Raw genomic sequence first — 24,385 nt, 5'->3', positions numbered from 1 at the left:
CCGTGGTACCGGTATGATACTCTCGGACGTCGACATCCTCCGCCGCCTCGAGGACGGCGACCTCGCCATCGAGCCGATCGACGACCTCGACCAGCAGGTCCAGCCCGCCAGCGTCGACCTCCGGCTCGGCGAGCGGTTCCTGGAGTTCCAGCGCGCGAACATCCCCTGCATCCATCCGGCCAGCGCCGACGAGGTTGGCGAATACGTCACCGAGACCTTCGTCGAGGAGGGCGAGGAGTTCGTCCTCCATCCCGGCGACTTCGTCCTCGGGACGACCAAGGAGCGCGTGGCGATCCCCGACGACCTCGTCGCGCACGTCGAGGGACGGTCCTCGCTCGGCCGGCTGGCGATCGTCGTGCACGCGACGGCCGGGTTGGCGGACCCGGGCTACGAGGGCCAGATCACCCTCGAGCTGTCGAACCTCGGGACCGCGCCGGTCGCGCTCTCGCCGGGGATGCGCGTCTCACAGCTTACCTTCACCGAGCTGACCACGCCGGCCGACCGCCCCTACGGCGAGGAGCGCGGGTCGAAATACCAGAACCAGGACGGTCCCCAGGCCTCCCGGATCGGCAGCGATCCGGAGTTCGACGACGATGATGCGGACGGCGATGGGAGCGGCGATGCCGAGGGATCGAACGCCGACGAAAGCGACGCCGAGGACGCGAACGCCGACGAAAGCGACGCCGAGGACGCGGACGTCAACGAGAGCGGCGGTGTCGGGGAGGCGTAACGCCATGCGCTTCATCGAGGAGGTGGTGGTCGAGGAGTTCCTCCCGACCGTCCGATCGATGCTCGCCGCGGACCTCCGCGACCGCGGCCTGACTCAGCACGAGGTCGCCGAGGCGCTGGGCATCTCCCAGTCGGCGGTCTCGAAGTACGCCCACGGCGAGGTCGCCCGCCACGACCGGATCGTCGCCGACGAGCGCGTCCGGGAGCTCGTGGACCGAGTGGGTGAAGGGCTCGCGACCGGCGACATGAGCCGCGTCGCGGCGCTCGTGGAGATCGAGATCCTGATCCGCCGGCTGGAGGCGGGCGACCTGCTCGCGGAGCTCCACGAGGAGGCGATGCCGGCGCTTGCGGACGCGGACGTCGAGTTCGCGGTCCACGACCCCGACAACGCGCTCCGGGAGCGCGAGCGCGTGATCGCGTCGGTCCGGCGCGGGCTCCGGACGCTGCGAAACGCCTCCGGCTTCGCGGCGCTCATCCCGAACGTCGGCGCGAACGTCGCGGAGGCCCTCCCGGACGCGGAGACGATCGACGACGTCGCCGCGATCCCGGGCCGGCTCGTCGACGTCAAGGGCTCCACGATGGTCCCCGGCGACCCCGAGTTCGGCGTGAGCGAACACGTCGCCACCGTCCTGCTCGCAGCGCGGGCGGCCGGCGCCCCCGTCCGCGGCGCGGTCAACCTCCGGTACGACCCGGACCTCCTCGCGGAGCTCGGCGAGGACCATCCGACCGTGGAGTTCGACGCCGAGGCTCCCTCCACCGAGGCGATCCGGGACGCCCTCGATGGCTGGACCGGCGAGACGCCGGTCGTGATCTACCAGACGGGCGCGGTCGGCGTCGAGCCGATCGTCTACGTCCTCGCCGGCGACGCCGTCGAGGCCGCCCGGATCGTCCGGGAGTATTTATAAGTCACCGGGAAAGGCGGGCGCGGGATTTTATAAGAAGTGTGATGTCGTGTTGTGTTTAATTCACTATTATCTATAAAAATAGAATAATATCCAATACAATGTCTCTGAAACGGACAGAATCCGGGTAGAGTATTTATAATAGGACAATAGCCAGTATATATGAACGTGAAGAGATCGCGAAGATGTTGACGCGACTCGACACGCGGCGCGTCCGGTGGCTGATGTGGGGCGTTCTCGCGTTCGGGTACGTGCTGATGAGTTTCACCCGCGTCTCGACGGCGGTGCTGGCGGAGTCGCTGACGCTCGCGTTCGACGTCACGGCGACGGAACTCGGGCTGCTCCACTCGTCGTTCTTCTACCTCTACGCCGCCATGCAGTTGCCCGCCGGACTGCTCGCGGACCGATACGGTCCGCGCCGCGTGGCGGGGGCGGGTACGTTCGTGATGGGCCTCGGTGCCGTCACGTTCGCGACGAGCGACTCGTTCCTCGTCGGCTTTCTCGCCCGTGCACTCGTTGGCCTCGGCGGGAGCGTCATCTTTCTTGCCATCCTCAGATTCGCCGTGACGTGGTTCCGTGCGGACGAGTACGCCACCGTGACCGGAATGACCATCGGCGTCTCGGCGCTCGGCGGCATCGTCGCGACGACGCCGCTCGCCCTCGCGGCGTCCGTCGTCGGATGGCGAGCATCGATGATCTTCGTCGGGGCGTGCTGTGTCGTCAGCGCCCTCGGCATCTTCCTGGTGGTGCGCGACCGACCGGCCAGCCCCGTCGGCGAATCACCGGAGTCGACCGATGCCTCGGCGGAACCGGCCGACGACGCAGCCACGTCACTCCGTGCCGATTTACGGTCCGTCCTCGAGGGCCCGAACGTGTGGGTTCTCGGCGTGCTCCACTTTCTGATCCTCGGCGTCAACTTCACCGTCATCGGCCTGTGGGGCGTCCCGTACCTCGTTCATCTCTACGACCTCTCGGTCGCACGCGCCTCACTGTACGTCCTTGCAGGGAACGTCGGCCTCCTGGTTGGGTCACCGCTGTTCGGGTGGGTCGCGGACCAGGTCGCCGCGGACACCATGCTGGTGTTGTGCTCGTCGCTCGTGTTCTGTCTCGTCTACGGCACCATCACGGCCCTCGGGACGCCGCCGCTCGGTCTCGTCGGCGTCCTCTTCTTTGCGGCCATGTTCGTCAGCGGCGGGACCTCGCTCGTGTTCCCCGTCGGGCGTCGGCGGCACCTCGACGAGGTGAGCGGAACGGTGAGCGGGGCGATAAACAGCATCGGTTACTTCGGGGCCGCCGTGGTGCCTGCGGTGATGGGTGCGGCGCTCGACGTGTTCTGGACCGGGAAGACGGTCGGCGGCACGCCCGTCTACTCCTTCGTGGGCTACCGCGTCGCGTTCGGGATCGCCACGGCTGCCGGCCTCGCGGCCCTCGCGTGTGCGCTGTGGATCCACCGGACGCGGCTGACCGTTGAGTAACGGGAAACGTGACACGTTGTTCCCCAGTTGTCGGATTCACGTCCGCCGTGAACGGCGGGACTTTCTCCTTGAATCAGGTAGCGGGCGGAAGCCCGTCGTCCTCACTCCAGCTCGGCCCGAAGCGCCTCGTTCATCGCGTCGACCGGCGCGTCCCGGCCGGTCCAGATCTCGAACGCCTCGACGCCCTGGAACAGCAGCATCCACGCGCCGTCGATCGTCGTCGCGCCGGCAGCGGCCGCCTCCCGGAGCAACCGCGTCTCGATCGGCGAGTAGACGGCGTCGAGGACGGCGAGGTCGGCGTGCAGCAGGTCCGCGCCGACCGGCGTCTCGTCCGATTCCATCCCGACGCTGGTCGCGTTGACGAGCACGTCCGCCGCCGGAACGCGGTCGGGAAGGGTGTCGAGCCCGCCCCCGGTGGCGTCCGGAACCGCCTCGGCGAGCGAACGCGCGCGCTCGGCGGTCCGGTTCGCGATATGGACGCGTGCGCCGGCGTCGGCGAGCGCGAACGCGGCGGCGCGGCCCGCCCCGCCGGCGCCGACCACGAGGGCGTCCGTGTCCGCGAGCGCCACGTCGTGGTGGGCGAAGGCGCGCTGGACGCCGGCCGCGTCGGTGTTGTAGCCCCGCGGTCGGGGCCGTGTGTCGTCGGATCGGGACCGGGCGTCGTCGGACGTCGCGTCGTTTCCGCCGTTCGTTCCGGGGTCGAAGTCGATCGTGTTCACCGCGCCGATGCGCTCGGCGAGGTCGTCGGTCCGCACGTGCTCGACGACGTCCCGTTTAAACGGGATCGTGACGTTGAGCCCGCTGACGCCGAGTGCGGCCGCGCCGTCGATCGCCTTCCCCACCGCATCGGGGGCGGGTTCGAAGGTGACGTACCGCGCGTCGATCCCCAGCTCCTCGTAGGCCGCCTCGTGCAGCGGCGGCGACAGCGAGTGCTCGACCGGGTTGCCGATCAGTCCGTAGACGTCCATACCGGGATGGGCGGCGCGGGGAGCAAAAAGCCGCGGTTCGGTCGGTGCCGACCGCGCAGCCCGGACCGACGCCGTTTTGCCGCCCGTGCCGGAAGGGACGGGCGTGCCACTCGCCGCGCCGATCGTCGACGTGTTGCTGTTGGCGGCCGGGATCGCCCTGCTGTACGCCGGCGCGGAGCTGCTGGTGAAGGGTGCCGCCGAGCTCGCGTTGGGCTTCGGCCTGCGCGCCTCGACCGTCGGCGTGACGGTGGTCGCGTTCGCGACGACGACCCCGGAGCTGTTCGTCACGCTCGTGGGAGCGGTCACCGTCTCGACGGACATCGGCCTCGGCGCGATCCTCGGGTCGAACGTGGCCAACATCGGCCTCGTGCTCGGCGTCTCCGCGCTCATCCGGCCGCTGGACGTGACCGAGACCGTCTTAAAAAGCCACGTCCCCTTCATGATCCTCGCCGCGCTCCTGCTCGTGGGACTCGGACTCGACGGACGGCTGGGTGTGGTCGACGGCGTCGTGCTGCTCGCGGCGCTGGTCGCGTTCACCTGGGTCGTCCTGCGGCGCATTCAACGGACCCAGGCGTCCATCTCAGCGGCCGAGCGTGACCGGATGCCGGACCCGGCTCTCCTCGACGTCGGCTACATCGTCGGTGGGTTGATCGCGCTGCTTGCCGGCTCCAGCTGGCTCATCGACGGTGGACGGGGGTTGTTGATCGCTGCGGGCTTCTCCGAGCTGTTCATCGGGCTCACCGTGTTAGCGCTGGGCACCTCGCTGCCCGAGCTCGCCGCCTCGGCCGTCTCCGCGGTCCGCGGGGAGGCCGAGTTCAGCGTGGGCAACGTCGTCGGATCGAACATCTACAACGTCCTCGCCGTGATCGGCGTCCTCGCCGTGATCACGCCCGTCGAGATCTCGGTCGGGGTACGGTCCTTCGAGTTCCCCGCGCTCGTCGCGTTCACCCTCCTGGTCGTCGCCTTGATGCTTCGCGGCCGATGGATCTCCCGAGCGGACGGCGCGATCCTCCTCGGCGCCTACGTTGCGTTCGTCTACCTGCTGTTTCCCTAGGATCGACTCCCGGCGGCAGAGAGGGACGCTGCCGTCCACGTCGACCGATCACGAAACACACACGGGGATCCGCGACGATCGCCACCCATGGACTACGAGGAGCCGCAATTCTTTCGCGTGATGCAGTACGCGGCGACCGCGGACCGGGACGTCATCGATATGGTGAGCGGGAACCCGGACTGGGAGCCTCCGCAGGCGCTCCGGGATGCGCTCCGGGAGTACGCCGGCCTCGATCCGGCGGCGTTTCAGTACCCGGCCAGCGACGGGCTCCCCGAGCTTCGGGAGGCGATCGCGGAGCGGCGAGGGGTCGACCCGGACCAGGTCGTCGTCACGGTCGGCACCGGCGAGGCGAACTACCTCGCGATGGCGCGCGCGTTCGAGCGCGACGCGGGCGACGAGGCGATCCTGCTCGACCCGGTCTACCCGTACTACCCCGGCAAGGTCGAGCTGCTCGGCGGGACCCAGCGGCTCGTCCCGACCGCCCGCGACGGCGGCATCGACCTCGCGGCGATCCGGGAGGCGATGAGCGACCGGACCGCGCTCGTGATGGTGAACACGCCGAACAATCCGACCGGCGCGGTCTACGATCCTGAGGCGGTCGCCGAGGTCGTCCGGCTGGCCGAGGCACACGACGCGCTCGTCGTCGTCGACGAGGTCTACGACCGGTTCGACCACTCCGGGCGCTTCGAGAGCGCCCTCGCGATCGACTCCCCGAACCGGATCGTCACCGGGGGCTTCTCGAAGTCGCTGGCGATCACCGGCTTCCGGGTCGGCTACGCGATCACGCCGCCGGAACACGCCGACTCCCTCCGGGCGCGCCACATGCTCGTCAACGTCACCGGCCCCGCGCCCTCACAGTACGCGGTCCACCACGCGTTGCAGTCGACGGGTCGGGAGTACTTCGAGGCGTCGCGCGAGCTGCTTGCCGACCGGATCGACGCGTTCACCGACGCCCTGGAGGCCGCCGGCGCCGAGTACACGACGCCGGACGGCGGCTTCTACGTGCTCGCGCGGTTCGACGGCTTCCCCGGGACGATGGCGAACGTCAAACGGCTGATCGACGAGGCGGGCGTGGCCGGGATGCCCGGCGAGACGTTCGGGACCGCCCGCGAGGAGTGGATCCGGTTCGCGCTCGTGACGCCCCGGGCGACGGAGGCGGCCGAGCGGCTCGCGGATTACTTCGAGTGAACCGGTTCGGGAGCAGCGCCGATACCGCCGGGGGCGACCCCGCGCTCACGCCTCGCGGAGTTCGGCCTCGACGAGCGCCTCGTTCAGGTCCTCTCGGACGCGCTCACCGGTCTCCCGGTCCATCGCGGTCGTCACGACGCGGTTCTCCTGGACGCTCGAACCGTCGCGGAGGAGGAGCCGAACGTTCCCGTTCGTATCCGCGCGGGTCGCCTTCGCGCGGAGGCCGGTCCGCGAGCCCGTGCCGCCGGCGTCGATCGGTCCGGGAACGATCTTCTTGACGTGCGGGTGTTCGGCCACCGTCCGGATCGCGGTCCGGCCGGTCCGCCCGCCGATGAGCGTCGAGTGGGTGCCGCCGATCTTCTCGCCGGGGGCGGCGTCGACGACCGCGAGCGAGCGCTCCCCGCGCCGGTCGCGGACCCACTCGACGAGGCCGTCGCCGTCGCGGCGTCCCGCCGCCGGGACGCGGTAGAACTCGTAGTGAAGCTGCGCGCGCGCCTCCCGGAGGGGATCGCGCTCGCCGGCGGCGTAGACGGTCTCGGGGCGCTTTCGACGCACCTCGTCGGCGACGCGCCCCGCGAAGTTCCGGATCTGTACGACGCCGCGCTCGCCGGGATCCTCGCGCTCGGGCGTCGTGGTGACCGTCGTCCGGCCGACGACGTCGTCCGCATCGAGCATCGTCACCTCGGCGCGATCGGGCCGGAACTCGATGACCACGCCGTCGCAGTTGGCGGTGTTGCAGGTGAGACAGTAGTCCCCCGGTTTCTCCAGTGGCGTGCCACACCGCCGACAGTCCATGTCCGATCCCAGGATCGGGGCGAGTAAAAGCGCGTTGTCCGCGGCCGGTTCCGAATCAAACCACGCCACCAAGTCACAAGACCTACACGGTCGCCGATCGATCCGATCGACGGAGCGAGACCCGTGGCCAACCAGGACGCGCGCGTGGACATGACGTCGGGCCCGATCGCGCCCAGGCTGTTCACCCTGGCCTGGCCGCTCGTGCTCGGGAACCTGCTGCAGACGCTGTACAACCTCGCGGACATGTTCTGGGTCGGCCGGGTGAGCCCGGAGGCGGTCGCGGCGGTCTCGCTGATGTTTCCGCTGTCGTGGATGTTCGTCTCGACCGCGATGGGCGTCACCGCGGCGACGATCGCACTGGTGTCCCAGCACGTCGGGGCCGGCAACGACCGGCAGGCTGACCGGATCGTCGCCCAGACGTGTCTGCTCGCGACGGTCGTCTCGGCGGTCCTCGCGGTCGCCGGATTCCTCGGCCGTCACTGGCTGCTCTACTGGATCGGCGCCCGCGGGCAGGTGCTCGTCGAGTCGCTCGCGTACATCGAGGTGATCCTCGCGGCGCTCCCCCTGACGTTCCTGTTCTTCGCGTTCCGCGCGTCGCTGCAGGGCGCCGGCGACACCAAGACCGCGATGTGGCTCGTGGCGGCCTCCGCCGGCCTCAACATCGTGATCGACCCGTTCCTCGTGCTCGGCTGGGGGCCCGCCCCGGCAATGGGAACGCGAGGGGCCGCGGTGGCGACGTTCGTTTCCCGGCTCTTCGCCGCCGCGATCGGGATCTACGTCCTCGTTCGTGGCGACTGGGGCGTCCAGCTGCATCCCCGTGACCTCAGGCCGGATCCCGCGATCCTGCGGCGGCTCGTCGACGTCGGCTACCCGGCGACGCTGGACGGCTGGGCGCGGTCGTTCGCCGCGGTGGCGATGGCCGCGCTCGTCGCCCGGTTCGGCCCCGTCGCCACCGCGGCCTACGGCATCGGCGTCCGGCTGATGTCCGTCTCCTGGACCGTCTCGGGCGCGGTCGGACAGGCGACCGCGACCGGCGTCGGACAGAACCTCGGCGCGGAGATGCCCGACCGCGCTCACCGAGTGACGATGGTCGCCACGGCGGCGACGATGGCCCTCCTGACTGCGGCCGGGGGCGCCGTGTGGCTGCTCCCGGACGCCGCGATCGGCGTGTTCATCGACGAGCCCGCCGTGATCGCCGAGGGCGTCGTGTTCCTCCGCGTCATCGCGCTCTCGTGGGGATTCTTCGGCGGCCTGATGGTCCTGCAGGGCGCGTTCCGCGGCGCGGGCGACACCCGGATCGCGATGGTCCTCTCGCTGCTGTCGCGATGGATATTCCGGGTCCCGCTCGCCGCAGCTCTCGCGTTCGGGACCGTCACGATCCCCGTGATCGGCCTCACCTACACCGGGCTCGACTGGGGCGTCGTCGGGCTCTGGTGGGGCTACGCCGCCGCGGCCGTGATCTCGTTCGGGATCGGGCTCGCGTGGTTCCTGCGCGGGACCTGGCGGGAGGGCGTCCTCGAGGGCGAGAACGGTTCGGACGCCGCCGATCCTGACCTCGTCCCGATCGACGACGACTGAGCGAAGCGGGAACGGCGGCCAGCCACCGCGGGAACTATTTATAAATACCCCTCGGGACGGCGAGGAGACACTTATAAATGAATCGGAAATCGGGATCGGGGCTTCGGACTCGGCGTATCGGGATCGGGATTACGGACTCAGCGTATCCGAGCCGGGATCACTCGTCCAGCTGCTCGCGAAGCAGCGCGTTGACCTCGCCGGGGTCGGCGGAGCCGCCGGTCCGCTGCATCACCTGGCCGACGAGGAAGTTGATCGCGCCCTCGTCGCCGTCGTTGTAGTCGGCGACCGCCTCGGGGTTGTCGTCGATCGCGTCCGCGACGGCGGCCGCGACCTCGCCGGTGTCGGCCGTGCCGAGCCCCTCGCGCTCGACGATCGCGTCGGGGTCGTCGCCGTCGTCCAACATTCCACGGAGCACGACCTCCTCGGCGTTCTTCGTCGTGAGCTCGCCGGCGTCGACGAGCTCGATCAGGCGGGCGAACTCCTCGAGCCGGTCGTCGACGTCGGCGATCGCCATGTCGCGGTAGTTGAGCTCGCCGAGGAGGTTGTCGGCGACCCAGGTGGCCGCCAGGCCCGGGTCGAACCGGTCGGCGACGTCCTCATAGAAGTCCGCGACCGCCTTCCGGGAGGTGAGCTTGTCGGCCGACTCGGCGTCGAGGTCGTACTCCTCCCGGAACCGCTCGCGGCGGGCATCGGGCAGCTCGGGGATCGGGATCGACTCCCGCCAGTCGCTCACCTCCAGGGGGGGCAGATCGGCCTCACGGAAGTAGCGGTAATCCTTCTCGGCCTCCTTCGAGCGCATCGAGACGGTGATGCCGCGGGACTCGTCCCAGTGGCGCGTCTCCTGGTCGACCGCCCGGCCCCGGCGCAGGGCGTTCCGCTGGCGGGTGACCTCGTAGGCGAGCGCCTTCTCGGCGCCCTTGTGGCTCGAGATGTTCTTCACCTCGGTGCGGTTGGCCTCGGCGAGGGCGTCCTCGGTGATCGAGCCGTCGTCGGCGACCGCCTCGCCCGGGACGAGCGACACGTTCGCGTCCACCCGAAGGCTGCCGTCGCGGGTCGCGTCGAAGACCCCGAGGTACTCGAGGACCTCCTCGAGCTTCGCGAGGAACGCGCGCGTCTCCGCGGGCGACCGGAAGTCCGGCTCGGTGACGATCTCCACGAGGGGCGTGCCGGCGCGGTTGTAATCGACGAGCGTGTGGTCGGCGGTGTCGATCGACCCGCCGGCGTGCTGGAGGCTACCGGGATCCTCCTCGAGATGCGCCCGGGTGATCCCGATGGTGCGACGCGAGCCCTCGACGGAGACCTCGAGCTCGCCGTCGGCGCAGACGGGGGCGTCGTACTGGGTGATCTGGAAGTTCTTCGGGAGGTCCGGGTAGTAGTAGTTCTTCCGGTGGAAGGTCGTCCGCTCGGGGATGTCCGCCTCGAGCGCCTTGCCGATCTTGACGGCGGCCTCGACGGCGCCCTCGTTGAGCACCGGCAGGGCGCCGGGCAGGCCCAGGCAGACCGGACAGGTCCGGGTGTTCGGCTCCTCGTCCTCGGCGGCCTCGGTCGAGCAGCCGCAGAAGATCTTCGTGTCCGTCTCGAGCTGCACGTGCACCTCGAGTCCGATGACGACCGCTCGCTCCTCGGTCGCGGTCCGCGTACTCATTGGGCAGTCGTTGTGAACGCGGGGTGTAAAGCGTGTCGAGTCGGGCGGCTCGGGGCTCGCGACCGCGGATTCCCTGCCCGCAGTCACCGACCGCGGATTCCCTGCCCGCAGTCACCGACCGCCGGTCCCTCGCTCACGACCACCGCCCGCCGATCCCTCGCTCGGACCACCGACCGACGAGCCCCTGCTTCCGGTCCGCCCACGCCACGATCACCGTGTGGGGGAGCGTCAGGACGGCGACCGCGACGAGATACACCGCGATCGACTCGACCGGCGTCCCGGGACGACGGGGAACGGCGAGGAACAGTCCGGCGACGACGAGCAAGCCGCCCGCGGTGAGCGGGGCGGCGTCACGGGCGAACCGCCACAGGGGCAGCCCGACCCGGCCGGCGGCGAGGTCGGCGTTCGAGCGCTCGTCGAGCGCGAGCAGCCGTCCCACGTGCCGGAGCGAGTGCCAGAGACAGAAGTAGGTCCCGACGGCCAACACCGGCGGGACGGTCAGGAAGAACGCACACAAAAGCAGCGTCTCGGCAGCGTCGAGCAGCCAGCCGCCGACCGCTGTCCGGGGCCGGACGATGGCGACGGACCGCCGCGTCGTTCCGGCGTCGGTGCCCGTCGCCGGTGTGCCGTCACGGGACGTCGCATCAGCCCGAAGCGCCAGGGCGCGACGCGCGCCGACCGCGAGCGTCACGACGATGGACGCACCCACCACCGCGGCGAGCGCGGTGCGCGCCCGGCCTCCGGCGAGCGCGTCGAGCCACGCGGGCGAGGTTCCGAGGAACGGGTCCAGAAGCAGCGAGACGACCGTCAGAAACCGGTCCGGGAAGGCGATGAGCGGGACGAGGATCGGGAGCGTCCCCCGGACCGCCGCCGTCGCGAGCCGGACGGTCGACGACCCGAGATGGTCGACGCCGACGATCCCGATCAGGGGATACAGCTCGCCGGTGCCCCAGTGCACGACGGTCAACAGCAGGAACGCGACGACCGCCACGCGGGGGACGAGAAACCACGCGAGTGCGTAGCCGCCGCCGAGGACGGCGTAAACGATGCCGACTCGCGTCAGGGCTCGATCGGGAGCCCGTCCCGTCCGCACCCGCGCGACCATCAGGTGGTCGACGGCCCCGTGGGGGAACCCGATCACGAGAACGCTCGCCGCAAGCGGGATCCACCGGTAGCGGGGCGGGACCGTCGCTCCGAACGAGAACGCGATCGTCAGGACGCCCGCGGCGATCCAGCCGGGGACCACCGCGAGGTATGCCAGAGCGTGAGCCGTGGGGGCGGCCCCGTTGCCGGTCGACACCCGCGACGTCGTGGCATCCATGGAGTCACGCCTCCTTTCGAGCGTCCGTCGATCGGGATGTAGCGCCGGTCGATCGGGGTGCAGCACCTGACGATCGGCGGGCACCGTCCGCCGTTCGGCGGTCGATCAGATCGTCGTACAACAGGTATCCCTGCACGAGAAAGCAGTTCGTCACGAGGAAGAACAACCCCTCCTCGACCGGTAATCCGCCGATCGTGAGGCCGGTCGTGTAGTCCGGAGCGATCGTCCAGATCCCCGCGTCGATCGCGATCCGGTCGACCAGACAGAGGTAGCCGGTCGGCACGAGGACGCCGACCGCGACCGTTCGGCCGCGACGACGGAGGCTCGGCCAGTCGTACGCCCACTGGATCGCGAGGACCGGCCCCGCCCACAGGAGGATCGCGCCGAGGTAGAGCCGCGTTTCGGCCCCGGCGATCACCAGCCAGCCGCCGACCGCCGCGACCGCCGCGCCCGAGAGGAGTCCGATGAGGCGGACGCCCGGAGACGGTCGCGGCGCGCCGCGGGTCGGTCCGTTCGGCGCGCCGCGGGTCGGTCCGTTCCCGTTCCGCGTGATCCACCGCACCCACAGCAGCGTCAGCACCGGTTGAAGCACGAAGAAGGCGTACTCGCCGACCGGAACGCCGAGGAACCGTCGACCCACGGCCCCCTCTCCGTACCACCACACCCCGATCGCGATCAGGCGTGCGTCCCAGGGCGTCGTGTAGCCGACCGCCAGGGCGATCAGGACCGCGAGCCCGCCGAGGAACCGCCGGTCGAGCAGCGATCGGCGAGACGCGAGGAGGCCGAGACCGACGATCGGCGGCAGGAGAAACGCCAGATGAACGTCGACGTACGTCGTTGGAGCGGCCATCGGTGAATCCGGACCGATCCCCCGTCCCGGATCGGGAGCCCGATATCCGTATCGATAATCCGGCCCGTAGCTTCTTAATGCTGTGCGAAGAATTCGGTCGTGCGCACGACAGGTGCGCGAGAGGGAACGGAGCCCACCAAGCTTCAGCGCTCCCTCTCGAACGGCCCCCACGGTGGGAGCGGTCGAGGGTTATCGACGCGAGGGTAAAGATGTGGCGTGTTGACACGGTATATCCCGTCTCTTGCCCGATCCATCGGCGTTTCCGACGGGGCAAGCACTGCGTGTGTGGGATACCCAAATGGAGATCGGACTCGAGTGTACGACGTGTGGATCGACCATCGAATACGTCTCCGACGAGGCCGAGCCGAACGTCAGGGTTCGCTGTGACTGCGGCGCGTTATACGCGGTCACGGTGTCGATCGTGCGGCACTAGCCGCTCGGCGACGTCCCGGTTACCATCGACGGTGCGTTTTTCCATCGCTGGACCCCAGCGTGCGTATGGAGCGGACCCCGAACGGAACGCCCGTGGGGGTCGACGACCCCTACGACGTCGCCGGGATCTGTGACCACCTGACCGACGACGGACGGTGTCGGTACGCGCTCGAGCATGCGGGCGCGGACCCGGCGTTCGCCGCCGAGCGACGGCGCGATGGATACGCCTGTCACGTCGGCGAGGACGGGAACTGGGCCGCGTGTCCCCGGTACCGGTCGACGACCGACGGCCGTGCCTGTCTTCGGTGCGGACTGGAGTCGCTTCGACTGGCGCACGAGCCGACCCACCCGTTGATCGAGGAACATCACCTGCAGTACGCCGGAAGCGAACCCGGGATCGGAACTTCCGCCGCCGACGAGGGCGGCACGGACGACAGAGCTAGTGAGGACGACGAAGGCGGCGAGGACGACGAAGGCAGCGAGGACGACGAAGGCGGCGAGGACGGCGGGACCGGCAACGCGACCGGCGACGCGACCGCGTCCGAGGCAGGTCCCCACGAGATCACGGTCTCGCTCTGTCGGTGGTGTCACGCCAAGGTCCATCGATCGATCGCCCGGATCGACGACGACGCGAGCCCCGATCCGGACGCGATCGCCGAACGGGAGCGTCGCCGCAGCGCCGAGCAAGCCGAGCTGTCGTTCACGTCCGCCCGCGACCGATACGCCGACGGGACCGAGGGCGACGGCTCGGGGAACAGTTAGTCGGCCGGCTTGGGCCGAATCACGTCCGCCAGCGCCACGAGCAGGCCGAGCAGCCAGCCGGTCGGGATCGCGAGCCCGAACCACATCAGGACGTAGCCGGTGCCCTCGAGGGTGAAGTTGGCGCGCAGCCAGTCGTTGATCCCGCCGACTGCCAACAGCGTGTCGAGGATCCAGACGGCGAGCTCGGTGCTGTTCGGGAAGATCACCTCGCCGAGCGAGGGGGTGAAGAGGGCGGCCACCACCGGCGGGAGGAACAGCGCCGTCATCGCGAACGGATACGCGAGGAGGACGCTCGTGACCCGGCCGCCGACCTTCGAGAAGAGCGCAGCCAGCCCCGCCGAGACGACCGCGACCACGCTGGCGGCCCCCACGGCGAGGAACGCCTCCGTCGAGAGCTGGAGGCGCGTGATGACTGTCAGCGTGCCCCAGGCGAGCGTCGCGACGAGAAGGACGCCGAGAACGCCGATGCGCGCCACCGCCGAGTCGAGTCGGGTGGCGTAATACCGGGTCGCGAAGCCGATGAGCAACAGCGGGTAGCCGAACAGGACGAGCGGAATCCCGATCGCCGCCCACAGCTTGTAGGCGATCCGCTGGGGCGTCGTCTCCGGCTTCCACTTCCCGAGCACGCTGCTGGCGTCGAGCTGGCGTGGGAAGGCCACCTCCATCCACGTGTCGTGTAGCCGGGTGACGTCGATGCGGACCGCGCCGATCAACCCCGGTGACCGTCGTTCCATCGGCGTCAACTCACGCGTGAGGTAACGTGAACTTTGTGCCTCGGGACGGCCGCCGCCGGACGGTTCGACGATGGACGCGCTCGGCGCCCCACCGCCGGACGAGCGCCGTCGGGCCGGGACGGTTGCGGATCGGTCAGTTCCAGGGCGCAAATGACGGGTCGACCTTCCGGGATCGCGTTTCGATCCCGTCGATCGCCGCCAGCTCCGCTTCCTCGAGCTCGAGCGACAGCGATTCCCAGTTCTCGCGGATGTGGTCCGCGCTCGCGGCCTTCGGGATGGCGGTCACGTCGCGCTGTCGGAGCCAGGCGAGCGAAACCTGCGCCGGACTGACGTCGTGTGTCTCCGCGATCTCGACGATCGTCGACTCCTCGAAGACCTCCTGGCGCGCGATCGGGGCGTACGCCACCGGATGGACGCCGTGGTCGGCACACGCCTCACGCCAGCGCCGCCGGGGGAGCAGGGGATGACACTCGAACTGGTTCGCGAAGATCGGCGCCGTCGTCCGGTCGCACGCGTCCGCGAGCAGCTCGGGGGTGAAATTGGAGACGCCGATCCGCTCGGTGACCCCCTCCTCGACGAGCCGGTCGAAGGCCTCAAGCGTCTCGGCCGGGTCGTACGCCTTCGCCGGCCAGTGGACGTATAGCAGGTCGAGGTAGTCGGTGTCCAGGTTCTCCAGACTGTCGTAGGCGGCGTCGATCGCGTCCCCGTAGGCGAGGTCGTCCGGCCAGATCTTCGTCGCGAGGAACACCTCCTCGCGGTCGACGTCGGCGTCCGCGATCGCCTCCCCGACGTAGGTCTCGTTGTCGTACATCCGAGCCGTGTCGAGATGCCGATACCCGGTTTCGATCGCGGTCGTGATCGCGTCGACGCACGTCTCCCGGTCGGCCAGCTTCCAGGTTCCGTATCCGAGCATCGCCATTCCGTCGCGGGTGGGCACCGCGCGTGATCCGTCGCCGTGCCGCGTCAGGTTCGTCATACCCGAGCCGACGAACGCGGTCGAGAAAGAGGTTGCGGGGCGGAGCGCGACCGTTGAGGGTCGGCCGATCAGGCGCCGCCGGTCCAGCGGGCCGACCCCTCGAGGAACCGTTCCTTGCCGAAGGTCGCAAGCAGCGAGAGGTCCTCGAGATGGAGGAGCTTCGGGAAGGCGGCAAGGTTCCCGCCGTTGATCTGTGCGAGGGTGTCCTCGTCGGTGGCCCGGAGGTCACGCATCAAGCGGTCGTATCGGTCGTTGGAGGCGAGATAGAGGAGTTCGGTCATCAACAGCCGCTGTCGGGCCTTCGGCGCGACATCGCGGTGCCAGAGGTCGTCGTAGGTCGATAGCTGTGCGGCCGAGGTGTCCGACTCGGCGGGGCTCAGACAGCGGTCGATCGCCGCCGCCGCCGCGCGGGCGGACTTCATCCCCTTGTGGATCCCCTCGCCCCAGAGGGGGTCGATCGAGGGAACCGTATCCCCGATCGCGACGAAGCCGTCGGTGCTCATCCCGGCCGGCTGCTGGATGTGCGCGGAGCCACGATGGATCTTCCCCTCGATCTTCTCGGCGTCGGCGAACCGCGGATCCGACTCGAGCCAGCGCTCGAGGTACCCGTCGATCGTGAGGTCCTCGTCGGCGTGCTCGCGGTGGCGGTCGTTCTGGATGTAACAGACTCCGACCTTGGCGGTATCCCCGCCGGTGTGGAAGATCCACGAGTACCCACCCGGCGCGACGTCGTGGTCGAGCCGCAGCATCATCGCGTCGTGGAGGTCGGCGTAGCCCGGATGGTCCGTCTCGATCCCTTCAAGCTCCCACTCGATGCCGATCGCCTGGTTCTCGCGACGCAAGTCACAGACGTCCAGCGCCTTCGCCAGCGGCGCGGCGGGGCCGGTCGCGTCGACGACCACGTCGGCAAACACCTCCTCGGACCCGTCGTACCGGACGCCGACGACCGACCCGTCCGACTCGATCGGCGCGGTCGCCCGGGAATCGAACCGGTACTCGACGCCCTGCTCGCGTCCGTCGGCGACGAGCCACCGTTTGAACTCCGCGAACTCGAGGACGGCACCCGGCTGGTTCTGGACGTAGAAATCGTTGGGCGACTCGAGAACCACCGAGTCGGTGAACTGCATCACGACGTCGTCCGGGACGCCGAAGGCGGCCATCATCGACGGGAAGGTTCCCGCGGTGGATTTGTTGCTCTGGCGCGGGAACTCCGCCTCCGGTTCCGTCTCGAGAACGAGGACGTCGTAGTCCCGCGCGGCGAGATCGCGGGCACACTGGGCGCCCGCTGGGCCGGCCCCGGCGATGACCACGTCGAAGCGATCGCTCATACCCGAACGTGTCGCGTGCCGCTAATGAGTGTTGTTGATGCGTCCCGGCCGTCCCGTGGTTTTCGTCCCCGCGAAAGGGTCGAAAACGGCGTTGAGAGGGTCCGATCACGCGCCGCTCGGGCGGGACGCGGTCAGGCACCGACACCGCGGGACGATCGGCGATCGGCGACGTCGGCCGACGTCGGCTCAGTAGAACTCGCGGACGAGGTCCGTGGCGTCCTCCGGCGCGCCGTCCGGGATGTCGGACATGTCCGCGCCGATGCCGTGCTGTTCGGCGTACGGCACCGAGTTCTCGTCCTGGTAGATGACGCCCTGATACTCCTTATCCGCGTCGAGGATGACCTCCTTGGCGTCGTCGTAGTCGTGGCGGTCGTGGTCGGTCTCCTCGAGGTCGACCAGCGAGTCGCGGAAGTAGTCGTAGGTGTCGACGTCGTTGAACGTGACGCACGGCGAGTAGACGTTGACGAAGCCGAACCCGTCGTGTTCGATCGCCTCCTGGATGATCTCCTGGTGGCGCAGCGCGTCCGAGGAGAACGACTGGGCGATGAAGCTCGCTCCGGAGGCGAGCGCGAGCGCGTGCGGGTTGACCGGCGGCTGTTTCGGCCCCTCGGGAGTCGTCGACGTCTCGAAGTCGGACCGGGAGGTCGGGGAGGCCTGTCCCTTGGTCAGCCCGTAGATCCGGTTGTCCATCACGACGTAGGTCATGTCCACGTTCCGGCGGACGGCGTGGACGAAGTGGCCGGCGCCGATGGAGTAGCCGTCGCCGTCGCCGCCGGCGACCATCACCTCGACGTCGGGGCGCGCGAGCTTGACGCCCGTGCCCACCGGGAGCGCGCGGCCGTGAACGCCGTGGAGCGCGTAGCTTCGCATGTACGTCCCGATCTTGCCCGAACAGCCGATCCCGGCCACGACGAAGGTGTTGTCGGGATCGTTGCCCGTCTCAGCGAGTGCCTTCATCATCCCGTTCATCGTGCCGAAGTCGCCACATCCGGGACACCACGTCGGCTGCTTGTCGGATTTGAAGTCGGTGAATCGAACGTCTGAGCTCATTGGTTACGCCTCCAGGGTCTCCTTGATGTCACGTGCGAGTTCGTCGGCCTTGAACCGCACGCCCGTGTACTTGTTTATCCGCTCGACGCGCTCGAGAACGTCGTGTTCGACGAGGTCCGCGAACTGTCCGGTCGCGTTACACTCGACGACGATCGTCTCCTCGGCCGCCTGCACGTCCTCGGTGAGGTCCGGCCGGGGGAAGATGTACGGCACCGAAATGACGCGGACGTCGATGCCGTCGGCCTCGAGTATCTCGAGGGCCTCGATGAGTGCCCCCTCGTTCGAGCCCCACGAGACGACGAGCGCGTCGGCTTCGGGGTCGCCGAACTCGCGCGGGTTCCAGTCCTCGCGTTCCTCGGCGGTCTCGACCTTCCGGTTGCGCTTGTCGACCTGCTCGACGCGCATGTCCTGCTCCTCGGTCCGGCGACCGAGTTCGTCGTGTTCGAGCCCCGTCGACATGTGGGCACCGCCGCTCGTTCCGGGGAACGCACGCGGGGAGATCCCGTCGTCGGTGATCTCGTGGGGCTTGAACTGCTCGGCGTCGGTCTGGTGGTCGCCGATCGTCTCCTCGTCGACGAGGAAGCCGCGGTCGACCTCGACGGCGTCCATGTCGAACGCGTCCGGTTCGTAGGTCTGTTCGGTGACCGCAAGCGAGAGGTCCGCAGTGAGATAGACCGGCGTCTGGTACTTCTCGGCCAGGTTGAACGCCTCGACCGTCTTCCAGAAGCACTCGTCGATCGTCGTCGGCGCGAGGACGAACCGCGGGATCTCGCCGTGGCCGCCGTAGAGCATCCCGTTCAGGTCGCCCTGCTCCTGTTTCGTCGGCATCCCGGTGGAGGGGCCCGACCGCATCACGTTACAGATGACGAGCGGGGTCTCGGAGGTCGCGACGAGGCCGAACGTCTCCGTCATCAGGTCGATCCCCGGCCCGGAAGTCGCGGTCATCGACCGGGCGCCGCCGCGGGCGGCGCCGAGCGCCATATTGATCGCCGAGAGCTCGTCCTCGGCCTGCACGACGTGGCCGCCGTATCGTTCGATCCGGCCGGTGAGGTACTCCATCACGTCCGTCGCGGGCGTGATCGGGTAGCCGGAGTAGAACCGGCAGCCGGCCGCGATGGCGCCCATCCCGATCGCCTCGTCGCCGTTTAAGAGCACGTAGTCGTTGTCGGTCGTCTCGAGCTCGTAATCGAACTCGTGGTCGAACTCCTCGGCGACGTAGGATTGGCCGGCGCGTGCGGCCTCCTGGTTGTTCTCGACCAGCTTCTGCCCCTTGTCCTTGAACCGTTTCTCGAGTGCCGAATCGAGGTTCTCGATCGGGAAGTCGGTGACCTCGCAGGCGGCGCCGAGCGCGACCACGTTGCGCATGATGGCCCCGCCGGCCTCCTCCGCGAGGCGCTTGAGCGGGACGTCGAGGCCGATCATCTCCTCGGGGATCTCGGCGTTCTGCATCGTGGTCCGCTCGCCGTCGTAGATGATGACCGAGTCCTCGTGGAGCTCCGGGAGGTTCTCCTCGATCGTTCGCGGGGTTAACGCGATCAGTACGTCCAGTCGGTCGACGACGCTCTGTACCCTGTCGACGGACGTCCGCACCTTGTAGGCGGTGTACCCGCCCCGGATCCGGGAGGCGAAGTCCTTGGAGGTGAAGACGTGCCGACCCGAGCGAGACAGCGCCTGGGCGAAGATCTTGCCCGTCGAGTCGATGCCATCGCCGGCTTCCCCGCCGATGGCCCAGTTGAAGTCCGCGACCATACTATTTCGGTCCTTCTCTTGCAGCAATCAAAAGGCTTCTGAAAGGCGACCCGGCGTGAAGGTGTACGAACGACCATATTATACTAAATGAGAGCACAAACAAATATTTTCCACCCGTATTTAGACTCATATATATCCAAACGTCAACCGACGCTATCGGATCGGCGAGTTTTGCGACCCCGGGAATTCGACGACTGTCGAATCATCGAACGCGTTGCCGGTTCCATCGTCATCGGTTCCCGCAGCGTCGACCGGGACGGGAACTGGTTTGTGTCTCAACGCGCAACCGGACGTATGGACGCAGCCGTAGTCATCGCGTCGATCGACGAGGTCGGCACGGACACGATCGCGGTCGAGTTCGAATCGCCCGACGGGTTCGAGGCCGAGCCCGGACAGTTCATCAAGCTCACCGGAACCGTCGACGGCGAGGAGTACTCGCGGTTCTACACGCTCTCCTCGCCGGACGTCGAGGGGACCTTCGAGACGACGATCGAGATCGACCACGAGGAGGGCGGACCGTTCTCCGCGTACCTCGCCTCGCTCGAGCCCGGCGACGAGCTCCAGATGAGCGGACCCTTCGGGAGCGACCACTACGAGGGCGAGCGTCGCGTCGTGGTGCTTGCCGGCGGCCCCGGCATCGGCCCCGCGGTCGGGATCGGCGAGCGAGCGCTCGCCGACGGCAACGAGGCGGCGATCGTCTACCGGGACGACGCGCCCGCACACCGGGAGCGGCTCGCCGATCTCGAGGATCGCGGCGCGACGGTTCGACTCCTCGAGAACGGTACCGCCGACCTCGCCGACGCGGTGACCGACGTCGTCACGGCCGATCCAGATGAACAGGTATTCGTGTACGGGTTCGCCTCGTTCATCGAGGACGTCGAGGCAGCCCTCGAGGCGACCGGATCGGGGGTCGACGGCGCGAAGGTCGAAAACTTCGGCTGAGAACGGCCGCCGAAACGAGATCGGTTCGGGCCGACTCCATAAACGATTTTCGTATATGCCAACCGAAGCCACGAGCGGAAGTACCACACGTTTATAGCGGATGGTGCGAATCATCGACACGTATGTCAGACTCGGACGAGGGACCGGAACTGGAAGCGCGGCTCGCCGAACAGGACGTGTTCGAACCGCCCGCGTCGTTCGTCGACCAGGCGAACGTGACCGACCCGGCGATCTACGAGGAGTTCGAGGAGAACTGGCCGGACTGCTGGGAGGCCGCCGCCGACCTCCTGGAGTGGGAGGAGCCGTACGATCGGGTGCTCGACGACGACTCGCCGCCCTTCTATGAGTGGTTCACCGGCGGGAAGCTGAACGCCTCGGCCAACTGTCTCGACCGACACCTCGCCGAGCGCGGCGACGAGGCGGCCATCGAGTGGGTCGGCGAGCCGGTCGACGAGGCAAATCGAACCTACACCTACGAGGAGCTCCACCGCGAGGTCAACGAGGCCGCCGCGGCGCTCCGCGATCTCGGCGTCGGCGAGGACGACGTCGTCACGCTGTACATGCCGATGATCCCGGAGCTGCCGATCGTGATGCTGGCCTGCGCCCGGATCGGCGCCCCGCACAGCGTCGTCTTCGCGGGGTTCTCCGCGGACGCGCTCGCGACCCGGATGAACGCCGCCGACTCCGAGTACCTCGTCACCTGCGACGGCTACTACCGGCGCGGCGACCCCCTCGACCACCTCTCGAAGGCCACCGAGGGGCTCGCTGACGTCGATCACGACACCGAGAGCGTGATCGTCGAGCGGCTCGCGGCCAACGGCGATGGCTTCGACCACGACCTGGCAGCCGACCAGACGACCTACGACGACCTGCTCGCCGGCCACGAGGGCGACACGGTCGAGCCCGTCACGCGGGACGCGGAGGACATGCTGTTCCTGATGTACACCTCCGGAACGACGGGCAAGCCGAAGGGCGTCAAGCACACGACCGGCGGCTACCTGGCGTGGGCGAGCTGGACCTCGCAGGCGGTCCTCGACGTCAAGCCGGAGGACACCTACTTCTGTTCGGCCGACATCGGGTGGATAACCGGCCACTCCTACATCGTCTACGGGCCCCTCGCGCTCGGGACGACGACGATGATGTACGAGGGCACGCCGGACCACCCCGACCGCGACCGGCTCTGGGAGATCATCGAGGAGTACGAGGCGACCCAGCTGTACACTGCCCCGACGGCGATCCGGGCGTTTATGAAGTGGGGCGAGGAGTACCCTGCCGACCACGACCTCTCGAGCCTCCGGCTGCTCGGCACCGTCGGCGAGCCCATCAACCCGCGCGCGTGGAAGTGGTACTACAAGCACATCGGCGGCGAGGAGTGTCCGATCGTCGATACCTGGTGGCAGACCGAAACGGGCGGGATGATGATCACCACGCTGCCCGGGATCGGCGACATGAAGCCCGGATCCGCCGGGCCGCCGCTGCCGGGACTCGACGTCCGGATCGTCGACACCGCCGGCGAGGAGATCGGTGCGGGCGAGGCCGGCTACCTCACCGTTCAAAAACCCTGGCCGGGAATGCTGCGCACCCTCTATAACAACGACGAGCGCTACATCGACGAGTACTGGGCCGAGTACTCCGACGTCGACAGCGACGACCCCGACGACTGGGTCTACTTCCCCGAGGACGGCGCGAAGATCGACGACGACGGCTACATCACCGTTCTCGGCCGCGTCGACGACGTGATCAACGTCTCCGGCCACCGGCTGGGCACGATGGAGATCGAGTCGGCGATCGTCGGCGTCGAGGGCGTCGCCGAGGCCGCCGTCGTCGGCGGCGACCACGACATCAAGGGCGAGGCCGTCTACGCCTACGTCATCACCGAGGAGGGCTACGAGGAGACCGACGACCTTCGCCAGCGAATCATCGACGGCGTCAACGAGGCGATCGGCCCGATCGCCAAGCCCGAGCAGGTGATCTTCACGCCCGAGCTCCCCAAGACGCGCTCCGGGAAGATCATGCGCCGCCTCCTCGAGAACATCGCGAACGACGAGGAACTCGGCAACACGAGCACCCTGCGCAACCCCGAGGTCGTCGAGGACATCCAACGGACCGTCCAGGGCGACTGAGGCGGTAGCGGGGTACCGCTTGCAATCTGTTGAGTGCGTCACTCCGGCTGTCGAGTGCTCCGAATCAGTCCCCGAGTTCTCGGAGTTTCTTCTGCACCTGCGCGTAGACCTGCGGGTGGAGGTTCATCCCCTCGTCCACGAGGTCGTAGAGGAGATCGACCGCCTCATCCGCTGTCACCACCCCACCTTTGGTACAACTGAGCAACAGCGTCGTCACCCACCAGCACTCAACCCCGTGGCTCCGGGCGACCTCGATCAACCCTTTGTCGTTGGCGAGGAGAACTTCCTCGTCGTCGTCCGCCAGCAGGATCACGGACGCGTCGGCCACCGCGATCCCCTCCATCGACGCCACCTCAGCGGCCCGGATCGGCGTGTCGTGAACGGTCACGTCCGCCAGAAACTCGTCGAGGGTCGCCGTGCCGCGCTTGCCCTCGGTGAGGACTTCCTCGCGGACGTCCTCGGTCGTTCGAATCTCGTCGAACGTAGTCGAGACGAGGTCGAGTCGACTGACCCACGCGAGCGGAATCAGCGCGGACGAGCCTACGACGACCATTAGATGCGGTCGAGGTCGCGTTCGAGGTCGTCGGTCGTGTACCCGACGTCGATGCCCTCTTCGGCGGCGAGCGTCAGTATCTCGACGTAGGAGACGTCCGCCAGTTCGGCTGCTTTTCGGAGCGTAATGGTATGGTCTCGAAGCTGGTCGAGTGCCCGTTCCGTGCGCCAGTCATCCAGGCCCTGTCGGATGAGGCGACGAAGCACTTCCGAGCGATCGGCACTCATCTCCGCTTCCAGTTCGGCGAGTGCCTCCTCGTCGTCTTTCGGGATGCGCGTGGTGACCGTCTTCATCGTTACGATCCAGTACGTTACGATGCACAATAGATGTAACGGTAGGCGTCGTCACGCCGCACCGCAAATCGGTGCTCGGGGAACCAAAGTGGCGATACGTATCGGGACGTGTTCTGGCCGTACCACGAGCGCATCAGTGACGCCCTCGACGAGGCGGCGCGATCGGAGGGCTGGGAATTCCTTGAGGATGTAATCGATGCCCATAATCCGACCGAAGATGACGAGATTCCGCTCGTGACGCCCACGGTCGCGAATGCCGTGGAGCGGAATCTGATCCGCACGCGGTTGACCGACGGCACAGGATGGAACTACGTCGCACATCCGTGGCCGTGAGTACTCGCTTCGCGTGTGGCTGCGTGAGCGCCGTCCGTCCATACCGGACGATGCGAGTCGGGTGCGCGTGGCTGATCGCTGTGGGTCTGGACTACAAATAGAGGATGGGATAGTCCCGGGCGGATTCGAACCGCCGTCATGGGCTCCAAAGGCCCATATGATTGGCCAGCTACACCACGGGACTATGAGACTACAATTTTTGTTCGATCCTATGACGCCTTAACGATGTATATTTTCGCCGGAGTTCCGTGGACGGCGCCTCGTCGAACCAAAGCCAGTATACTTCGTCCTGTATGGGATCGTATATTGCGAACGAGTCGACTTCGTCCGGCTGATATTTGACGCTTTTGTACTCCGTACCGCCTTTATGAATCGAGCCAAGCAGATTAACACGAAGAGTCTCGTCCCGGCTTGAATCATCAAATCCCCGTTTTACTTGCACCTTCACGAGCTGGTCATCCAAATCGGCGATCACGTCATACGGGCAGGGGATCCGTGGCTCTGCGACGTTGTATCCGAGACGGAGGAGTTTCGTACTCACGATGTTCTCTGCGACTTCTCCAGCTCGGTTCGAACTGGCGCCTCTGGCCTCAGCCATACACGAA

Annotated in this window: 23 protein-coding genes, 1 tRNA gene and 1 pseudogene; 11 read left to right on the top strand and 14 right to left on the bottom strand. The window is 68.0% G+C overall.

All coding sequences use genetic code 11. The features are described from left to right. The first annotated feature begins 13 nt into the window (after window positions 1–13). The 3 genes from dcd (at window position 14) to CPZ00_RS10605 (ending at window position 3,106) form a co-directional block, all read left to right on the top strand. Window positions 14–730: a dCTP deaminase gene (gene dcd, locus CPZ00_RS10615; RefSeq protein ID WP_096390850.1), complete on the top strand. Its 717-nt coding sequence runs from the start codon at window positions 14–16 to the stop codon at window positions 728–730. 4 nt (window positions 731–734) lie between these two features. Next, window positions 735–1,634, top strand: a complete 900-nt coding sequence (locus CPZ00_RS10610; RefSeq protein ID WP_096390849.1) for a thiamine-phosphate synthase family protein — start codon at window positions 735–737, stop codon at window positions 1,632–1,634. Window positions 1,635–1,816: 182 nt separating this feature from the next. Next, a complete protein-coding gene (locus CPZ00_RS10605) occupies window positions 1,817–3,106 on the top strand; it encodes an MFS transporter (protein WP_096390848.1) in 1,290 nt (429 codons plus the stop codon). A 101-nt stretch (window positions 3,107–3,207) separates the two neighbouring features. On the opposite strand, the gene CPZ00_RS10600 is transcribed toward CPZ00_RS10605, so the two are convergent. Beyond that, the gene (locus CPZ00_RS10600; RefSeq protein ID WP_096390847.1) at window positions 3,208–4,074 is read right to left on the bottom strand and encodes a shikimate dehydrogenase family protein; all 867 of its coding nucleotides are present in this window, start codon (window positions 4,072–4,074) and stop codon (window positions 3,208–3,210) included. Between the two features lie 103 nt (window positions 4,075–4,177). Between CPZ00_RS10600 and CPZ00_RS10595 the strand changes: the two genes are divergently transcribed. Both CPZ00_RS10595 and CPZ00_RS10590 read left to right on the top strand, forming a co-directional pair. Continuing rightward, window positions 4,178–5,128 (top strand): calcium/sodium antiporter, encoded by a 951-nt coding sequence (locus tag CPZ00_RS10595; RefSeq protein ID WP_096390846.1) that lies wholly within the window; start codon window positions 4,178–4,180, stop codon window positions 5,126–5,128. Window positions 5,129–5,215: 87 nt separating this feature from the next. Next, a complete protein-coding gene (locus CPZ00_RS10590; protein WP_096390845.1) occupies window positions 5,216–6,316 on the top strand; it encodes a pyridoxal phosphate-dependent aminotransferase in 1,101 nt (366 codons plus the stop codon). Window positions 6,317–6,361: 45 nt separating this feature from the next. Here the strand turns inward: CPZ00_RS10590 and CPZ00_RS10585 are convergent, their stop codons facing one another. Continuing rightward, window positions 6,362–7,111 (bottom strand): DUF2103 domain-containing protein, encoded by a 750-nt coding sequence (locus CPZ00_RS10585; protein ID WP_096391689.1) that lies wholly within the window; start codon window positions 7,109–7,111, stop codon window positions 6,362–6,364. 150 nt (window positions 7,112–7,261) lie between these two features. On the opposite strand from CPZ00_RS10585, the gene CPZ00_RS10580 reads away from it, so the two are divergent. After that, window positions 7,262–8,689, top strand: a complete 1,428-nt coding sequence (locus tag CPZ00_RS10580; protein ID WP_096391688.1) for an MATE family efflux transporter — start codon at window positions 7,262–7,264, stop codon at window positions 8,687–8,689. A 157-nt stretch (window positions 8,690–8,846) separates the two neighbouring features. Here the strand turns inward: CPZ00_RS10580 and gatB are convergent, their stop codons facing one another. From gatB to CPZ00_RS10565, 3 genes are all read right to left on the bottom strand, one after another. Then, entirely contained in the window at window positions 8,847–10,334 is a 1,488-nt protein-coding gene (gatB, locus tag CPZ00_RS10575) for an Asp-tRNA(Asn)/Glu-tRNA(Gln) amidotransferase subunit GatB (protein WP_096390844.1), read from the bottom strand. 133 nt (window positions 10,335–10,467) lie between these two features. Continuing rightward, window positions 10,468–11,655, bottom strand: a complete 1,188-nt coding sequence (locus CPZ00_RS10570) for a Brp/Blh family beta-carotene 15,15'-dioxygenase (protein ID WP_096390843.1) — start codon at window positions 11,653–11,655, stop codon at window positions 10,468–10,470. Between the two features lie 4 nt (window positions 11,656–11,659). After that, entirely contained in the window at window positions 11,660–12,505 is an 846-nt protein-coding gene (locus tag CPZ00_RS10565; protein WP_096390842.1) for a lycopene cyclase domain-containing protein, read from the bottom strand. A gap of 298 nt (window positions 12,506–12,803) precedes the next feature. On the opposite strand from CPZ00_RS10565, the gene CPZ00_RS16035 reads away from it, so the two are divergent. Further along, window positions 12,804–12,938 (top strand): hypothetical protein, encoded by a 135-nt coding sequence (locus CPZ00_RS16035; protein ID WP_269845467.1) that lies wholly within the window; start codon window positions 12,804–12,806, stop codon window positions 12,936–12,938. A gap of 65 nt (window positions 12,939–13,003) precedes the next feature. Further along, entirely contained in the window at window positions 13,004–13,699 is a 696-nt protein-coding gene (locus tag CPZ00_RS10560) for a DUF7097 family protein (RefSeq protein WP_096390841.1), read from the top strand. Here CPZ00_RS10560 and CPZ00_RS10555 read toward each other — a convergent pair. The 5 genes from CPZ00_RS10555 to CPZ00_RS10535 all read right to left on the bottom strand — a co-directional run bounded on the left by CPZ00_RS10555 (window position 13,696) and on the right by CPZ00_RS10535 (window position 19,536). Beyond that, window positions 13,696–14,433 (bottom strand): hypothetical protein, encoded by a 738-nt coding sequence (locus CPZ00_RS10555; protein WP_394338418.1) that lies wholly within the window; start codon window positions 14,431–14,433, stop codon window positions 13,696–13,698. The two genes, CPZ00_RS10560 and CPZ00_RS10555, sit on opposite strands and share 4 nt — an antisense overlap. A gap of 133 nt (window positions 14,434–14,566) precedes the next feature. Further along, on the bottom strand, window positions 14,567–15,409 hold the full coding sequence (locus tag CPZ00_RS10550; RefSeq protein ID WP_096390840.1) for an aldo/keto reductase: 843 nt from the start codon (window positions 15,407–15,409) through the stop codon (window positions 14,567–14,569). A gap of 68 nt (window positions 15,410–15,477) precedes the next feature. Further along, window positions 15,478–16,737, bottom strand: a complete 1,260-nt coding sequence (locus CPZ00_RS10545; RefSeq protein WP_096390839.1) for a digeranylgeranylglycerophospholipid reductase — start codon at window positions 16,735–16,737, stop codon at window positions 15,478–15,480. A 186-nt stretch (window positions 16,738–16,923) separates the two neighbouring features. Beyond that, window positions 16,924–17,787 carry a 2-oxoacid:ferredoxin oxidoreductase subunit beta gene (locus CPZ00_RS10540; protein WP_096390838.1) on the bottom strand — a complete coding sequence of 288 codons (864 nt, stop codon included), beginning with the start codon at window positions 17,785–17,787 and terminating at the stop codon, window positions 16,924–16,926. Window positions 17,788–17,790: 3 nt separating this feature from the next. Next, window positions 17,791–19,536, bottom strand: coding sequence for a 2-oxoacid:acceptor oxidoreductase subunit alpha (locus CPZ00_RS10535; RefSeq protein WP_096390837.1), 1,746 nt, complete (start codon window positions 19,534–19,536; stop codon window positions 17,791–17,793). A 294-nt stretch (window positions 19,537–19,830) separates the two neighbouring features. Between CPZ00_RS10535 and CPZ00_RS10530 the strand changes: the two genes are divergently transcribed. Beyond that, window positions 19,831–20,478, top strand: a complete 648-nt coding sequence (locus CPZ00_RS10530; protein ID WP_096390836.1) for an FAD-dependent oxidoreductase — start codon at window positions 19,831–19,833, stop codon at window positions 20,476–20,478. 122 nt (window positions 20,479–20,600) lie between these two features. Then, complete coding sequence (gene acs / locus CPZ00_RS10525) at window positions 20,601–22,601, top strand: acetate--CoA ligase (protein ID WP_096390835.1); 2,001 nt, start codon at window positions 20,601–20,603, stop codon at window positions 22,599–22,601. A gap of 64 nt (window positions 22,602–22,665) precedes the next feature. Here the strand turns inward: acs and CPZ00_RS10520 are convergent, their stop codons facing one another. Together CPZ00_RS10520 and CPZ00_RS10515 are read right to left on the bottom strand one after the other, a co-directional pair. Next, the gene (locus tag CPZ00_RS10520) at window positions 22,666–23,154 is read right to left on the bottom strand and encodes a hypothetical protein (protein WP_096390834.1); all 489 of its coding nucleotides are present in this window, start codon (window positions 23,152–23,154) and stop codon (window positions 22,666–22,668) included. Continuing rightward, window positions 23,154–23,447, bottom strand: a complete 294-nt coding sequence (locus CPZ00_RS10515; protein WP_096390833.1) for a UPF0175 family protein — start codon at window positions 23,445–23,447, stop codon at window positions 23,154–23,156. Before CPZ00_RS10515 ends, CPZ00_RS10520 begins: the two co-directional genes overlap by 1 nt. An 81-nt stretch (window positions 23,448–23,528) precedes the next feature. On the opposite strand from CPZ00_RS10515, the pseudogene CPZ00_RS10510 reads away from it, so the two are divergent. After that, window positions 23,529–23,744, top strand: a pseudogene (locus tag CPZ00_RS10510) (hypothetical protein); the annotation flags it as partial. Window positions 23,745–23,890: 146 nt separating this feature from the next. Here CPZ00_RS10510 and CPZ00_RS10505 read toward each other — a convergent pair. Together CPZ00_RS10505 and CPZ00_RS10500 are read right to left on the bottom strand one after the other, a co-directional pair. Beyond that, window positions 23,891–23,964: transfer RNA gene (locus CPZ00_RS10505), tRNA-Gln, on the bottom strand. 6 nt (window positions 23,965–23,970) lie between these two features. Further along, window positions 23,971–24,378 (bottom strand): group I intron-associated PD-(D/E)XK endonuclease, encoded by a 408-nt coding sequence (locus CPZ00_RS10500; RefSeq protein WP_096390832.1) that lies wholly within the window; start codon window positions 24,376–24,378, stop codon window positions 23,971–23,973. Between the last annotated feature and the right edge of the window lie 7 nt (window positions 24,379–24,385).

The sequence above is a fragment of the Halopenitus persicus genome (genome assembly GCF_002355635.1).
In the GTDB taxonomy this organism is placed as follows: Archaea; Halobacteriota; Halobacteria; order Halobacteriales; family Haloferacaceae; genus Halopenitus; species Halopenitus persicus_A.
This window is presented reverse-complemented; position numbering and strand designations above follow the sequence as displayed.

Bases quoted from the DNA above. Each gene is read 5' to 3' on its own strand.
- CPZ00_RS10550 (WP_096390840.1), bottom strand. From the start codon at position 15,409: ATGACGAACCTGACGCGGCACGGCGACGGATCACGCGCGGTGCCCACC.
- CPZ00_RS10590 (WP_096390845.1), top strand. From the start codon at position 5,216: ATGGACTACGAGGAGCCGCAATTCTTTCGCGTGATGCAGTACGCGGCG.
- CPZ00_RS10605 (WP_096390848.1), top strand. From the start codon at position 1,817: ATGTTGACGCGACTCGACACGCGGCGCGTCCGGTGGCTGATGTGGGGC.
- CPZ00_RS10555 (WP_394338418.1), bottom strand. From the start codon at position 14,433: ATGGAACGACGGTCACCGGGGTTGATCGGCGCGGTCCGCATCGACGTC.
- CPZ00_RS10545 (WP_096390839.1), bottom strand. From the start codon at position 16,737: ATGAGCGATCGCTTCGACGTGGTCATCGCCGGGGCCGGCCCAGCGGGC.
- CPZ00_RS10535 (WP_096390837.1), bottom strand. From the start codon at position 19,536: ATGGTCGCGGACTTCAACTGGGCCATCGGCGGGGAAGCCGGCGATGGC.
- gatB (WP_096390844.1), bottom strand. From the start codon at position 10,334: ATGAGTACGCGGACCGCGACCGAGGAGCGAGCGGTCGTCATCGGACTC.
- CPZ00_RS10580 (WP_096391688.1), top strand. From the start codon at position 7,262: ATGACGTCGGGCCCGATCGCGCCCAGGCTGTTCACCCTGGCCTGGCCG.
- CPZ00_RS16035 (WP_269845467.1), top strand. From the start codon at position 12,804: ATGGAGATCGGACTCGAGTGTACGACGTGTGGATCGACCATCGAATAC.
- CPZ00_RS10560 (WP_096390841.1), top strand. From the start codon at position 13,004: ATGGAGCGGACCCCGAACGGAACGCCCGTGGGGGTCGACGACCCCTAC.
- CPZ00_RS10500 (WP_096390832.1), bottom strand. From the start codon at position 24,378: ATGGCTGAGGCCAGAGGCGCCAGTTCGAACCGAGCTGGAGAAGTCGCA.
- CPZ00_RS10585 (WP_096391689.1), bottom strand. From the start codon at position 7,111: ATGGACTGTCGGCGGTGTGGCACGCCACTGGAGAAACCGGGGGACTAC.
- CPZ00_RS10610 (WP_096390849.1), top strand. From the start codon at position 735: ATGCGCTTCATCGAGGAGGTGGTGGTCGAGGAGTTCCTCCCGACCGTC.
- CPZ00_RS10530 (WP_096390836.1), top strand. From the start codon at position 19,831: ATGGACGCAGCCGTAGTCATCGCGTCGATCGACGAGGTCGGCACGGAC.
- CPZ00_RS10520 (WP_096390834.1), bottom strand. From the start codon at position 23,154: ATGGTCGTCGTAGGCTCGTCCGCGCTGATTCCGCTCGCGTGGGTCAGT.
- CPZ00_RS10515 (WP_096390833.1), bottom strand. From the start codon at position 23,447: ATGAAGACGGTCACCACGCGCATCCCGAAAGACGACGAGGAGGCACTC.
- CPZ00_RS10570 (WP_096390843.1), bottom strand. From the start codon at position 11,655: ATGGATGCCACGACGTCGCGGGTGTCGACCGGCAACGGGGCCGCCCCC.
- CPZ00_RS10565 (WP_096390842.1), bottom strand. From the start codon at position 12,505: ATGGCCGCTCCAACGACGTACGTCGACGTTCATCTGGCGTTTCTCCTG.
- CPZ00_RS10600 (WP_096390847.1), bottom strand. From the start codon at position 4,074: ATGGACGTCTACGGACTGATCGGCAACCCGGTCGAGCACTCGCTGTCG.
- CPZ00_RS10540 (WP_096390838.1), bottom strand. From the start codon at position 17,787: ATGAGCTCAGACGTTCGATTCACCGACTTCAAATCCGACAAGCAGCCG.
- dcd (WP_096390850.1), top strand. From the start codon at position 14: ATGATACTCTCGGACGTCGACATCCTCCGCCGCCTCGAGGACGGCGAC.
- acs (WP_096390835.1), top strand. From the start codon at position 20,601: ATGTCAGACTCGGACGAGGGACCGGAACTGGAAGCGCGGCTCGCCGAA.